General features: G+C 57.3%; 9 protein-coding genes, 2 tRNA genes and 2 rRNA genes. 7 read left to right on the top strand and 6 right to left on the bottom strand.

All coding sequences use genetic code 11. The features are described from left to right. Positions 1-80: 80 nt before the first annotated feature. The 7 genes from J5441_05130 to J5441_05100 all read left to right on the top strand — a co-directional run bounded on the left by J5441_05130 (position 81) and on the right by J5441_05100 (position 9087). On the top strand, positions 81-1595 hold the full coding sequence (locus J5441_05130) for a DUF853 family protein (GenBank protein MBO4934529.1): 1515 nt from the start codon (positions 81-83) through the stop codon (positions 1593-1595). An 84-nt stretch (positions 1596-1679) separates the two neighbouring features. Then, complete coding sequence (locus J5441_05125; protein ID MBO4934528.1) at positions 1680-2804, top strand: cysteine desulfurase; 1125 nt, start codon at positions 1680-1682, stop codon at positions 2802-2804. A gap of 18 nt (positions 2805-2822) precedes the next feature. After that, the gene (thiI, locus tag J5441_05120; protein ID MBO4934527.1) at positions 2823-3992 is read left to right on the top strand and encodes a tRNA 4-thiouridine(8) synthase ThiI; all 1170 of its coding nucleotides are present in this window, start codon (positions 2823-2825) and stop codon (positions 3990-3992) included. 11 nt (positions 3993-4003) lie between these two features. Beyond that, on the top strand, positions 4004-6241 hold the full coding sequence (locus J5441_05115; GenBank protein MBO4934526.1) for a competence/damage-inducible protein A: 2238 nt from the start codon (positions 4004-4006) through the stop codon (positions 6239-6241). A gap of 33 nt (positions 6242-6274) precedes the next feature. Then, the gene (locus J5441_05110; protein MBO4934525.1) at positions 6275-6649 is read left to right on the top strand and encodes a hypothetical protein; all 375 of its coding nucleotides are present in this window, start codon (positions 6275-6277) and stop codon (positions 6647-6649) included. 9 nt (positions 6650-6658) lie between these two features. Beyond that, entirely contained in the window at positions 6659-7519 is an 861-nt protein-coding gene (locus J5441_05105) for a class B sortase (GenBank protein ID MBO4934524.1), read from the top strand. A gap of 161 nt (positions 7520-7680) precedes the next feature. After that, positions 7681-9087: an extracellular solute-binding protein gene (locus J5441_05100; GenBank protein MBO4934523.1), complete on the top strand. Its 1407-nt coding sequence runs from the start codon at positions 7681-7683 to the stop codon at positions 9085-9087. Positions 9088-9175: 88 nt separating this feature from the next. Here the strand turns inward: J5441_05100 and J5441_05095 are convergent, their stop codons facing one another. From J5441_05095 to J5441_05070, 6 genes are all read right to left on the bottom strand, one after another. Then, the gene (locus J5441_05095; GenBank protein MBO4934522.1) at positions 9176-10276 is read right to left on the bottom strand and encodes an SGNH/GDSL hydrolase family protein; all 1101 of its coding nucleotides are present in this window, start codon (positions 10274-10276) and stop codon (positions 9176-9178) included. 36 nt (positions 10277-10312) lie between these two features. Then, the gene (locus J5441_05090) at positions 10313-13720 is read right to left on the bottom strand and encodes an alpha-N-acetylglucosaminidase C-terminal domain-containing protein (GenBank protein ID MBO4934521.1); all 3408 of its coding nucleotides are present in this window, start codon (positions 13718-13720) and stop codon (positions 10313-10315) included. 205 nt (positions 13721-13925) lie between these two features. Beyond that, a 5S ribosomal RNA gene (rrf, locus tag J5441_05085) occupies positions 13926-14041 on the bottom strand. A 27-nt stretch (positions 14042-14068) separates the two neighbouring features. Beyond that, positions 14069-14143: transfer RNA gene (locus J5441_05080), tRNA-Glu, on the bottom strand. Positions 14144-14175: 32 nt separating this feature from the next. Further along, positions 14176-14251, bottom strand: a tRNA-Lys gene (locus J5441_05075). Between the two features lie 83 nt (positions 14252-14334). Then, positions 14335-14576, bottom strand: a 23S ribosomal RNA gene (locus J5441_05070); the annotation flags it as partial.

Raw genomic sequence — 14576 nt, 5'->3', positions numbered from 1 at the left:
ATTGAAAAATGCGCAAACCTGTGCTATTATATATTTGTATTATTATGAATAGCTATATGCGGGAGGAACCATCCATGTATATGAACGACAACGAAAAGATCTGGCTCGCCACCGGAGGCGAACGCGTTTATCTCGAGCCGTCCATGGCGAACCGCCACGGACTCATCGCCGGCGCGACCGGCACCGGCAAGACGGTCACCCTCAAGGTCATCGCGGAATCCTTCTCCGAGATGGGCGTGCCGACCTTCATCGCCGACATCAAGGGCGACGTTTCCGGCATGTGCAACGAGGGATGCGAAAACAAGCACATCCGCCGCAGTATAGACACGATGGGTATAGAGAACTTCACCTACACCCCCTTCCCCGTCAGATTCTTCGACGTCTACGCTCAGCAGGGCCATCCCGTGCGCACCACGATAACCGATATGGGTCCCGTGCTTCTCGCCCGTCTGCTCGGACTGAACGAGACCCAGACCGGCGTTCTGCGCATCATATTCCGAATCGCGGACGACAAGCAGCTGCTCTTGCTCGACCTTAAGGACCTGCGCAGTATGGCTCAGCACGTCGGCGACCACGCGAACGAATACAAGCTGCAGTACGGCAACGTTTCCGCGCAGACGATCGGCACGATCCAGCGCGCGCTGCTCGCGCTTGAGGACGAGGGCGGCAACATCTTCTTCGGCGAGCCGGCGCTCGATCTCGCCGACTGGTTCGACTGGGACGAGGACGGCCGCGGCGTTATGAATATTCTTGAATGCCAGACGCTGTTCCAGCATCCGCTGCTCTACGGCACGTTCCTGCTCTGGATGCTTTCCGAGCTTTACGAAATGCTCCCCGAGGCGGGCGACCTCGACAAGCCGAAGATCGCATTCTTCTTCGACGAGGCGCACCTGCTCTTCAACGACGCGCCGAAGGCGCTGCTCGAAAAGGTCGAGCAGGTCGTCAGACTCATCCGCTCTAAGGGCGTCAGCGTATGGTTCATCACTCAGAACCCCTCCGATATCCCCGAGAGCGTCCTCTCGCAGATAGGCAACCGCGTTCAGCACGCGCTGCGCGCCTACACCCCCAACGAGCAGAAGGCGCTGCGCTACGCCGCGAAGTCCTTCCGCGTCAACCCCGAATTCGATACCGAAACGGTGCTTCAGGAACTCGCCACCGGCGAAGCGCTCGTGTCCGTGCTCGACCCGAAGGGCGTGCCCGGCATAGTCCAGCGCGCGAACATACTGCCTCCGCGCAGCTCGATGAGCGCCGCTTCCGACGAGGAAATACAACACGCGATATTCGTCAGCCCGCTTCGCGATAAATACAGCGAAGCCGTCGACCGCGAATCCGCTTACGAGCTGATCGAGGAGCAGCGCGAAGAGGAGGAAGCCGCGCGCGCGGAAGCCGAAGCGAAGGAGCAGGCCGAAAAAGAAGCCGCCGCGAAAGCGAAAGAAAAAGAAAAGAAGGCCAAGGAAGCCGCCAAGAAAACCTCGAAGGCAGCGAGAAAAACCACCGCCATCCTCTCGAAGACCGCAAGCTCCACCGCCAACACCATCGGGCGCGAGCTCGGCAAGAGCATCATCCGCGGCCTTTTCGGAACCTGGAAGAAATAATCACGCGTCCTTTTCGCTTGAATATTGCCGCCGCGTACGCGCGATAATACGTATTGAAAGCGCAACGGATGATTACGGAGTTATATGATCTATCTTGACTACACCGCGTCGACGCCCGTCACCGCCGACGTTGAGGAAATCTATATAAAGGCGCTGCGCGAATGCTACGCGAACCCGTCGAGCGTACACTCCGCCGGAGTCGCCGCCGCGAAACGCCTCGCGGAGGCGCGCGAACTGCTCGCCAAGAGCGTCGGCTGTTCCGCGGAGGAGGTATACTTCACCTCCGGCGGGAGCGAAAGCAACAACGCCGCCATCTTCGGCGCCGCCCGCGCTCTGAAACGGCGCGGCAGTCACATCGTTTCGTCGCTCGCGGAGCACGACTCCGTAAAGGCGCCGCTTCGAGCGCTTGAAAAAGAGGGCTTCGAGGTCACATTAGTCGCGCCCGAGCGCGACGGCTCGACCGACATAGCGAAGATACGCGCCGCGGTGCGTCCTGAAACGATACTCGTTTCGCTCGCTGCGGTCAACAACGAGACCGGCGCAGTCAACGACATTCCCGCGCTGCGCGCCGCGCTTTCCGCGACTCCCGCGCTGCTGCACTCCGACTGCGTCCAGCTCATCGGCAAGGCGCGGCACACGCAGACGGTGCGCGCCGCCGATCTCGTTTCGCTCTGCAGTCACAAGCTTTTCGCGCCCAAAGGCTCGGGCGCGCTGATAATCCGCGGCCACGCGAGACCGGAACCGCTGATACTCGGCGGCGGTCAGGAGCGCGGGATGCGCTCCGGCACCGAAAACCTGCCCGCGATAATCGCCTTCGCGGACGCGGCGGCGCGGCTTGTCGCCTCAATGCCGGATTCTCTGCCGAAGGTCGCGGCGCTGAACGCACGTCTGCGCGAAGGGCTCTCCGCTCTCGGCGGAGTCGAGTTCATCTCCGGCGAAAGCGCCGTGCCGCACATACTCTCCTTCGCTGTCGTCGGCATCCCGTCCGAGACGCTGGTCAACTACCTTTCCGGCGAGGGCATCTTCATCTCCGCCGGAAGCGCCTGCAAGAAGGGGCGCAAGAGCGAGGCGCTCGCCTCGACCGGACTTCCGGAAAAGGTGCTCGCCTCCGCGGTGCGCGTTTCGCTTTCGTTTTTGACGACGGAGCGCGAGGTCGACGCGCTGATAAAAGCGATCGCGGCGGCGAAACAGAATATACTTCACAAATAACACGAACGAAGTGAAACTATGAAAGAACTGATCATCTTAAAAATGGGCGAGGTCGTGCTCAAAGGGCTCAACAGAGACAGCTTTGAGAACACCCTGCTGAAAAATATGCGCCGCCGGCTTGAAGGCCTCGGCGAATTCGAGGTCTACCGCTCTCAGTCGACCGCGTACTGCGAACCGATGAGCGACGACTGCGACGTCGACGAAGCGTTCGAGCGACTGAAAAAGGTCTTCGGCATCGTGACGCTCGCGCGCTGCGCCGTCGTCGAGAAGGATATGGCGAAGATACTCGAGGCGTCCGCCGGCTACCTCGCGCCGCAGCTGAACGCCGCGCGCACATTCAAGGTCAACGCCAAGCGCTCGGACAAGGGCTTCCCGAAGAAGTCTCCCGAGATATGCGCCGACGTAGGCGAATACTTGCTTGAGAAGTTCCCGCATCTGAAGGTCGACGTGCTTCAGCCGCAGGTGACCGTCACCGTCGAGATACGCGATTTCGGCGCGTACATACACGCCGACGCCGTAAAGGGCGCGGGCGGACTCCCCGTCGGCACGAGCAAGAAGGCGATGCTGCTGCTCAGCGGCGGCATAGACAGCCCCGTCGCGGGGCATATGATTGCCAAGCGCGGAGTTTTCCTCTCCGCCGTTTACTTCGAGACGCCGCCCTACACAGGCGCGGCCGCGAAGGAAAAGGTCGTTTCGCTCGCGAAGATACTGAAACCGTGGTGCGGCGCGATAAACCTTTTCACCGTTTCGCTCACTAAGGTTCAGGAGGCGCTCTACGCAAACTGCCGCGAGGAATATTTCACACTGCTGCTCCGCCGCTTCATGATGCGCTGCGCCGCCGCGCTCGCGAAGCGCGAAGACTGCCTCGCCCTCGTCACCGGCGAAAGCGTCGGGCAGGTCGCGAGTCAGACGATCCCCGCGCTCGCCGTCACCAACGACGCGGCGGGAGAGCTTCCCGTCCTGCGTCCGCTGATCGGGCTTGACAAAGAAGAGATCATCACGCGTTCGCGGCAGATAGGCGCTTTCGAGACCTCCATCCTCCCCTACGAGGACTGCTGTGCGATGTTCACGCCGAAGCACCCTAAGACCAACCCGTCCCTCGCGGACGTGCTTGAAGAAGAAAAGAAGATCGACGTCGCCGCCCTGACCGAAGAGGCGATGGCGACGCTCGAAAAGATACCGCTCTGAGAGGTGATACCATGAAATGTGAAATAATTACCGTCGGCACCGAGCTCCTTTACGGAGAGATTGTGAATACCAACGCGTCATATCTCGCCAAGCGCCTCAAACGCCTCGGCGTCGAAGTCTCGCGCCAAACGAGCATCAGCGACGACGTTACAAGGCTCAAGAACTGTCTGCGCGCCGCGCTCGAGCGCTCCGACCTCGTTATTACTACCGGCGGACTCGGCGGTACTGACGACGACGTTACCCGCGAAGCCGTTTCGGAGCTGCTCGGACTACCGATGCAGCGCGACCCGGAGCTGCTTGAATCGATAAGAGAATACTTCGCCGCCAAGGGCGACGATGTCCCCGCGAGCGCCGAAAAGGAAGCCGACGTCATCTCCGGCGCTAAGGTGCTTTCAAACGGCAGAGGGCTTGCCCCCGGTCAGTACATCGTCTCCGGCGAAAAGGCCATTCTGCTTCTCCCCGGCCCGCCCGCAGAGCTGCGCGACGTCTTTGAAAGCGGCGCCGAGCGCATAATCGGCGGCGGCGGTAAGCATATCGTGACCGAAACCGTCAACGTGTTCGGCATACCCGAATCCGCGATGAACGACGTCATCAAGACTGTCGACTGCGGGAACGCCGGCGTCGGCACCTACGCCAGAAACGGCGAGCTGACCGCGGAGATAACCGTCAGCGCCGATTCCGCTGAAGAGGCGGAGACCTCCGCAAAAGAGATCGCGGACCGCGTTCAGGAAGCTCTCGGGGAATATGCCTACGGAAGGAACGCCGCTTCCCTCGCCGAAGAGGTCGTGCGACTGCTGAAGGAAAAGAAGCTGCGCGTGACGACCGCCGAATCCTGCACCGGCGGACTCATCGCCAAACGCATCACCGATATCAACGGCTCCTCCGCCGTCTTCGAACAGGGCGTCACCGCATATTCCAACGACATCAAGCGCTCCGCGCTGAGCGTGCGCGGCAAGACGCTGAAAAAGTACGGCGCCGTCAGTCCGCAGACCGCCGCCGACATGGCCGCCGGCGCGCTTTTCACCTCCAAAGCCGACTACGCGCTCTCCGTCACCGGCTGCGCCGGCGACGACGATCCGAACAAGGGTATAGTATATATCTGCTTATACGACGGAAGCGACTGCTTCGTCCGCAAGCTCTCGCTGACCGATCCGCGCTACACGCGTTCGCGCATACGCGAGATCGCGGCGCTGCACGCTTTCGATATGCTCCGCCGCAGGCTGACCGGACTGCCGGTCGTTACCGAGCGCTGGCTCGCGGAGGGCGACTCGCTGATGCCGGACATCAAGGTCGGCCCCTTCTACGTCAAACAAAAGGATAACGGCAAGGACGCCAAAAAAGGATTCTTCCCCCGCCGCTACAAATTCGATCCGCGCCGCAGCGGAGGTTTCAACTGGCTGAACCTCGTACGCGTCATAGCGTTCTGTATGGCGTTCGTCGTGCTGGTCGTCAGCTCTGCGTACATCCTCAACGATTTCATGGAACGCCGCCGCAACATCCAAGCCTCCGAAAAAGCGCAGGATATGTACAATGACACGCAGAAGTATATCGAGGAAAACGATCCGTCCTTCATTTACACCGGACCGGAGGACGTCCTCGAGAACTTCCACGTGCTGTATATGCAGAACTCCGATATAGTCGGATGGATCTCCATCAAGAAGAACAACGGCGCGGCCTTCATCGACTACCCCGTCGTGCAGTCCTCCGATAACGATCACTACCTGCGCCGCTCCTTCTTCGGAGACTACGCCACCGGCGGCACGATATTCCTTGATTACCGCTGCAACGCCTCTATCTTTTCGAAGAACACGGTCGTCTACGGCCACAACATGAAGGACAACAGTATGTTCGCGCAGCTGCTCAAATACGGCAGCGCATCCTTCTATAACTCCGCGCCGATAATCGACTATTCAACGCTCTATCAGGGATACAAGTTCAAGATATTCGCCGCGTTCTATACGACGACCGACTTCAACTACATCCAGGTCTCCTTCTCTGACAGAAAGGAATTCCTCGCCATAGTCTCCGAGGCAAAGGCACGCTCCGTCATCAACACCAACGTCGACGTCGGAGTCGACGACACGATAATTACTCTCTCGACCTGCGCGTACATTGACGGTATTGAAGACGCACGCTTTGTCGTTATGGGCAGGCTGCTGCGCGACGGCGAATCCGCCGGCGGCTGCTGGGCGAGTGAGAATCCGAACGCGCTCGACATCAGGCAGGAATACGTTCCGGCGGGAGCGTAATCCGGTAATTCGGCAGGAAGCAGGTTTAACAGTATGAAAAGCATTTGGCGTTTCGGAGCCGCAGGAAACATCGTGAAGCAGCACATTGACGACGAAGGCGTCACCCGCTTCGGCACTAAAGCGTTCACCGGCGGAACAAAAGTATATATCAACGGATTGCGTTGGGACACTGACTCGGATGCGGTTTACGTTATAGGGCGCAACCGGTTCGGGAGATACGTTACGGATTGGATACCGGTATCTTTTGTTGAAAATGTCAGGTTTCAGCAGATATATAAGACGACTGTTCTGGAAATAATCGATTATCTCGAACATTTCGAAGGCATAACGTGGTGGGGCAAAACCGCTTCCGACCGCGACGAAGCGAAAGCGTTTGTTGATATGTGGAACAAGTGTAATGCTTTGTGAGGGCAGTTAATGAAAAACAGACCGTTAAGAACCGCCGCGCTGCTGCTCGCGCTCGCAACGCTCCTCACGGCGGCGGCGTGCAAAAGCGGCGGCGGAGCCTCCTCCGCAGCACCGGAAAGCGTCTCCCACGTCACCTCGGAAGACGACGGTTCGCCGCGCTCGGTCGAGCTCAAATCGATTGTTGACGACGGTCTGCCGGCAGTCTCTTACGACGGACCGGACGGCGTGCTCGATAATCTGCGCCTCCCCTATTCGATCAACAGCGACGTCGTCGGATGGCTTACTCTGACGAACGCCGGCGGTGTGGCCTTTATGGATTACCCCGTCGTACAGTCTTACGACAACAACTTCTATCTTCGCCGCACCCTTTACGGCGGTTACGCATCCGGCGGTACGGTTTTTATGCACTATCGCTGCGATCCGGTCAATCTGTCCGAGAACACGACGATCTTCGGGCACAACCTGAAGGATCACACGCTCTTCGCGCAGCTGCTGAAATACCGCAGCGCCTCCTTTTACAACTCCGCGCCGATAATCGACTATTCCACACTCTATAAAAAATACAGGTTCAAGATTTTCGCCGCGTTTTACACGACTGTTCGGTTTGACTACATAAGACCGTCGTATTCCGCGAGCGGCTTTTCCGCAGTCGTGAACGAAGCTCTCGCGCGTTCGAGTATAAAAACGAACGTCGACGTCGCGCCCGACGATTCGATAATAACTCTCTCCACCTGCGCCTACGTCGACGGCGTCGAAGGCGCGCGCTTCGTCGTTATGGGCAGACTGCTGCGCGAAGGCGAATCCGCCGGCGGATGCGCCGCGAGCGAAAACCCGAACGCGCTTGACATTAGGCAACCGTACCGCCCGTAACGCCGATCCGCCGAAACCGCACGATGAAAAAACGGCTCGCCAGCTGACGCTGAGAGCCGTTTTTTTCATATCTTTACCGTGTTTTATCTATTGACTTTGCTCCGTTCAGGTGTTATTATAATAATCGTGGAGAAGTCATTTTCCCGCAAGGAGGGCAGATTATGAAAAACAAACTATTGAAAATCATCGCGCTGCTTCTCGCCGTCGGTATGGTATTCGCCATGGCGGCCTGCAAAAAGCAGGGCGACGGAAACGGAGCGTCTTCTTCCGGCAGCGGCGTCGCCGACGACAACGGCGGCAAGACTGACGAAGCCGGACACATCGTCTGGTCGTCCTCAGTCGACCTCGGCTCCGTTGAGACGATCGTCGACAATTCCGGCGAGCCCTATATCACGCCGACTTACCACTACCGCGATAAGACCGTCTCGTTCCTCAGCCACTGGAGCGCCGAGACTCCCGACTCTGTCCATATGATAGCTTATATGGAGAAGTACGGCGGACCGAACATCAAGTTCCTCACCTACAACTACGGCGATTGCGGAATGAAGCTTCAGGCGATGGTCCTTGCGGAAAACGCCCCCGACGTTTATAAGCTTCGCGACCGCGACCTCATCACGCTGATGTTCTCGAACGTCTGGTCCGACATCACCGATAAGTTCGACTGGAAAAACCGCAACTGGCGCGATCTGTCGCAGTTCATGCAGTACGTCACCGTTGACGGCAAGATCCTCGCAGCTCCCGAAGTCAACGCCAACACGATGATCTGGTTCAACAGGACCATTTTTGAAGAGTACGGCCTTGAAGATCCGCTCCAGCTCTGGGAAAAGAAACAGTGGACGAAGGACAACTTCGACAATATCTGCCGCAAGCTCACGATTAAAGAAGGCGGCAACACCACGATATACGGCTTCGCCTTCGGACACACCTGGCTGCGTGAAGTCTTCGCTATGTTCGATACGAACTTTGCGAAATTCGACAACGGCAAGTACGTCAGCAACCTCGACGATCCCAAGATCGCCGACGCAATCAGCTACATCTCACAGATGGGATCCGTCGAAAAGCTCTATTGCGATATGAGCAAGGCCAGCGCCTACTTCGCCTCCGGTAAGGCGGCGATGTACCTCTTCGGCAACTGGCTGACTATGTCCGAGCCCTTCCGCTCGATGGCCGCAAACGGCAAGATCGACTTCGTGCCGATCCCCGAAAACACCGCCACCGGCCTCGGCCCGAGACAGGACTACGTCATCGGCGGCCACGCGATCCCCGTCGGCGCGAAGAACGTCAACGAGGCGAGAGCCTTTATCGAGATCTTCAACTTCTACAAACAGACTCCGGAGCTCGATATGACCTCCACCCTCGCGCAGTGCGAGATCAACGGTTGGACCTACGATCAGTTCATCCGCATGCGCGCCCCGCGTTATTACGAGCACCAGTACACATATAACGAGCTGCTCGAATGGGAGGAAGTCCTCAACGGAGCGCTCAGAGGCGAAAACTGGTACACTATCCGCGAATCCTTCGGACCGAAACAGAACCTCGTTATAGACTCTCTCTTCGGCGGAAAGTAAAACGAAATCATATGAAATAAAATCAGCCCGCGGAGTTCCGCGGGCTGATTTTATTACGTTATTTCTTTTTTTAGCGGTTTCAGCCGTTTCAGCTGACGAGCAGCCCCTTCATATCGAAGACGCCTTCGTCGCAGCGTACGGCAATCTCGTGCTCTCCTTCCGCGCCGTCGAAAACGCGGTAGAGCGCGGCAGATCCGGCGTCGAGAGTCGTTTGCACAACGGGCGTTATTTCACCGCCGTCAACGCTGTAGGAGATCTTGTGCTTGTCGGTCGTGCCGCCATCGTACATCAGGAAAACGCGGCTGCCTGTTACCTTGAATCTTATCGGTTCGCCAGCGCCCTCGCAGTGCCAGTATTTCCTGTATGCGAGCCAGAAGCGTTCCTCTTCGAACTTGAACGTGAAGCTGCCGAGCGATTCCGGCGTTATATCGTCGTAGGTGTAGAGGCGTGCGTTCGCGTAGCGGTCACTGATAAAGATCTCAGGGAGCGGTTTTTCCTCATCCGTTATGCCGTCAAGGCTATCGAACACGCTTTGCAGGCGGTCGCATACAAGCGCCGCGATTATAGCGTGGCCGCGGTCGTTGGGATGCACCCAATCCTTCGCAATATCCGTCCAGACGATACGTCCGGCTTCGATCTCCGGCTTGAGCGCGTCGCGCTGGCTGACCATCGGCAGTCCGTAATGCTCGCCGACGGTGATCTCCGTCTCCTGCGTATTGATGTAGGCGTGATCCATCGTGAAGAGCAGCAGCACCGCGGGGTTCGTGCGCCACGAAAGGATACGGCGGCAGAGATTCGAATACGCCTCGGTCTCCCAGTTGTCCGGATGGTCGTTGACGGCGAACTCCACGATAACGAAGTCGGGGTCGTACCGGAGCACGTCGCGTTCGACCCGGTGGACGCCGAGGATGCTCTGCGTTCCGCCGATGCCGGCGTTATGGAATTCAATTTGCGCCTTCGGGAAGGTATCGCGCCACCAGTCGCCGACAAGCGCGGCGTAGCTGGTCTTTTCATAGTCCGAAGCGTAAGCGCCCTGGGTTATCGAGCCGCCGATGCAGGCGACGCATATCCTGCCGCCTTCACGCGCCTTGCGCATAACACGCGAGAGCCGCGCGGGATCGCCCGCGGAAACGAGCGAACGGTCGACCGCTTCACGCGGTAGCCCTAATTCGGAAATGTCGATTTTCATATTATCACGTCCTTGCGGTATTTTGAACCGGTTAAATTATATTACTCCGACAGCGGAGCGAAGCAGAATGAGAGCGTCGCAGATGTTGACGTGGCCGTCGCCGTTAGCGTCGCCGTTAAGGTCGACGGGATCGAACCCGACGACCATACGCATAACAAGCAGCACGTCGGAGACCGTTATCGCGCCGTCGCCGTCAACATCCTGCGGCTGCGGCGACTGCGTCGAGAACTCCGTTACGGTCGAGAGCACGCCTCTGTAGCAGGCGCGCAGCTCTTCTATCTTCTTCTGCTGCGCTTCGAGCTGCTTTATCAGCACCCTCCTCTGCGCCGCGGAAATGTTCGGATTATCGCCCCACGCTTCAACTTCGACTATATGGGCGCCGGTATTTCTGGAATTATACGTCATCGTCACCTTTACATAGCGCGCGGGCGTCGGCTCTATCTCATAAGTGTCTCCCGCTGCGGTCGGCGGATCGGAGTTGACCTTTTCCGCTACTTTTACATAGTCGCGATTGTTCGTAGAGAGGTATATTTCATAATGATAGTAGCGGTCCGTGCTGTAAAAATTGACGATGTTGAATTTTTCGATCTCATAAACGTCTTTGAGGTCTATCGTCAAGGAGCAGGGATACTGCGCGCCCCAGTATTTGCTTTCTATCGTGCGCAGTCCGTTTACCGCGTATTCCGGTTCGCTGTCGTATTCATAGCTCGTCGCCCAGACGTTCTTTTTGAGCGCGAGGTTGAAAAGCAGGTGGTTGGTGTCTATATCCTTTATCGACGGCACGAATGAATAGTACTGCAAGACGTCCGACGCCGCCGCGGCGACGCCCGCCTTATCGTTGTTTAGCTCTCTGCCGTATTCTTTATCCTCAAGCACGTAAATCCAGCCGGAATCGTCGAATTGCGCAGACGATGGGAACGGCGTGTTTATGCCGTTCAGGCGGTCGTCCCACGCTTTGACGCGCTTTTCCCAACGCGGTTTGTAATAATCCGTGATCAGCCCCGAATACGCGCGGTAGGCGTAATCCATGAGCGAACCCATCGCGTGCCAGACGGTTATAAGCGCCTTCGCGCTCTTTTCGAAGATGCGGCGCGAGAAGTCGTCATAACTCGCCGCGGCGTCCGTCGCGAGCCCCAGCCATTCACCCAGCGTGCAGTTCACGCGCGTCTGCTGGATCTGATCGAGCAGGTCGAAGCTTTTCAGGAACTTCGCGGATTTTTCGCGGAACAAGGCGAGGTCGCCGTCATCGTACGCCTTCATAAACTCGTTATACATGATCGCCTGATACCCGCTCAAATACTGCCTCAACACGTCGGATACGTCGTAAAGATAACACTCGCTCTCGGAAAGAACGGCGTAGTCGTCAAGAAGATAGATCATCCCCTTTTCGAGCTCTTCTAGGTTGTAAGTCGGCTCGGAAGGCGTCCATATCGTCGCGAAAGCGGAGGAGTTGCTCGTGTCGACGTGCCAGTAATCCAGGTCCTTATAAACAGTTTCGAGCAGGATCAGCCAGCCTTCGTGCGCGGATTTCGATTCGGCTCCGTAGCGCCGCGTTATATATGAACGTATCCATGTCGACAGTTTTATGTCGCTTTTTTCCCAGCACGCCTCCATCATAAGCTCGTAAAGGACCGGATTGACCTCGGTGCCTTCGGTAACAAAGCCGATGCCTACCGCGTGCTCACGCTCCTTTATGAAGGAAGGAAGCTTTGAGAAGGTCGTGAGGCAGCCGTGCATGTCCTTGTGGCCGCCCAGAAGTTCAATCGTGCTGTATATCCACGGGGTGCCGCTGAATTCATCGGTCGTTGCCCATTTGGGATCGGTGTTTGTGGAAAGATCGAGCACGAGCGCGTGGCCGGGGTATTTTCTGAAAGTGCTGAGCGTCCCGCCGGTGGGATTGTTCTGCCAGCTCTGTATCACCCAGACCGCGTCCCCGTCCGCCTTCAACAGCTGCTGCATTATCTGCTCGGAAATCACAGCGTCGCTCAGATCCGCGGGCCTCGTGCCGCCTTCGTGGAAGATATCTCCGCCGTAATAATCGGTGATGTCCCCGAATGCGTCGCGCTGCGCCTGATAGAATATTTCAGCGTATGAGTTATAGGTTTCGTTGTCGGTGCGCAGCATCGCCGGGCGGTACATGTCCGCCCAACGCGCCTGAGACATGACCAGGTTCGCGTCTATGTCTACGCCGTGATCAAGTATCTCGTTGGGAAGGATCCCGGTATACACCTCGAAAAGCGGCTGTATGCCGAGCGCGAGCATCCGCCTGTGATTGCGGCGCGCAAGCTCCACGCGGTCGGTGAACCACTGATTGTGCAGCGGCGCTTCTTTGCCTTCGATGTTGCCCATGTACTGCCAGGCGTAGTACGCCGAGCCGCATATGATGTCTTTCGCGTCAAGGAAGGAATACCCGATGCCCGTCAGGTATTTGAGCCATACGTATTCGTATCCCGTGACGTCGAGCATAAGATTGACGCCCGATAACGCGAGCCAGTCCAACTCGTCCTGCCACTTGCTCTCGCCCCAGAACGCCATCGTATAGGAAAAGGTGCAGTAGTTATAGGCGTATCTGTATTTAACCTGACTGTCCTTTCGCACAATCGCGTTTATCGGGACGACGCTCGCCGGCATTTTCGTCTGCCGCGTTTCCTGCGAAATGTGGACGTTGCAGTAGTATTTATAGTAGTAGTTCAGGCCCGCGGCGAGCGAAACTCCGTTGTTCGCGCGGATGCGGATCTTCCCTTCCGGGGTATCCTCGAGGACATAGTAGTCATTTCCCGCCGAGGCGTCCTGCCGGATCTCAAACTCGAACCAGTCGAGATAGTCCGCGCCGACGGTGCGTTCGACTATTCCGCGCACCTCCGCTATCGTGTCGTCGACCGTTATCGGAGCGGCGTATTCGGTTTCGTCATAGTCCGGTATGACCAGATCGTCGCTGTTGTCGATTACGGGCGCGTCTGATTTCTCGCCGTACGCGAGGATCTCGCCCAAATATACGTTGCTGCCGTCGGAGGTATATTCCAGATAAACCCTGATCACGCGGACGAGCGGCTTTTCGGCGAAAATATATGTGTCGCCGGCGCGCGAAACGGGGTTGTCGTCGGATTTCTGCGCTATCTGATTGTAGTTCACGCCGTCGACGCTGCCGTAGACCGTGTATCTGTAAACGGATCTCACGGAAGACGGGTGCTTGATCACGAGTTTTTCCAACTCGTAATTGTCGACGAGATCGACGTCGACGTACGAAGGGTATTCGCGGCCCTTCCAGTAGGTTTCGCTGTTGCCGTCGGTCACGAGATGCGCGTCCGCGCGGTTGAGGTTGCTTCGCGCGGGCTTGTTGAGTGCGACGTTCTCTTCCGTGGCGGCTCCGATGCTGACAAAACTCGCTAACGGCAGTGACAGAAGCATGGCGAACACCAAAAGAACCGTTATCGTTTTTTTCACATCTACCCACTCCTTTTTTTTGAAATGAGCGCCTGCTTATTGAGGAAGTTTCGCCATGGGTGCGAGAATCGCTGAATTGCTCTGTAATTATTATAGCATACAAACGAAAAAAAGCAATAAAAAAACCTGTTGCCCGCCGCACGAGTCATGGAACGGCAACTATTCGGGCATAGCAAAAAACCACCTCGCGAAAGGTGGTTTTTCGTGTCGGCATTGACCTATTTTCCCGGGCCGTCGCCAGCCAAGTATTTTCGGCACTGATGAGCTTAACTTCCGTGTTCGGGATGGGAACGGGTGAACCTCAACGTCATAAACACCGACTATTCACTTTTCCCGCGTCAAAGCGGGTGGTGACCCGTGGGAGAATCGAACTCCCGTTTCAGGCGTGAGAGGCCTGCGTCTTAGCCGCTTGACCAACGGGCCGTATATGGAAAGCGCGTGAAGCGCGATCCGTCTGGTACACCATCAGGGACTCGAACCCTGGACACCCTGATTAAGAGTCAGGTGCTCTACCAGCTGAGCTAATGGTGCATATCACACTCGCACCCTGAAAACCGAATGACAAGGTAATGTGAAGGAGAAAAGGGAGGACGGGCAACGGTCCTTGACTAGCAAAGGACAAGCCCTCGACCTATTAGTATCGGTCAGCTGAACGTGTTACCACGCTTACACCTCCGACCTATCAACCTCGTGGTCTACAAGGGGTCTTACCAGCTTAAGCTGTGGGATATCTAATCTTGAGGGCGGCTTCACGCTTAGATGCCTTCAGCGTTTATCCGTTCCGCACTTAGCTACCCTGCTGTGCCGTTGGCACGACAACAGGTGCACCATAGGTGCGTCCATCCCGGTCCTCTCG

The organism is Clostridia bacterium, from assembly GCA_017620395.1.
Lineage (GTDB): Bacteria > Bacillota > Clostridia > Oscillospirales > RGIG8002 > RGIG8002.
Note: the sequence above shows the minus strand (reverse complement) of the source record. Positions and strands in the feature narration are given on the sequence as shown.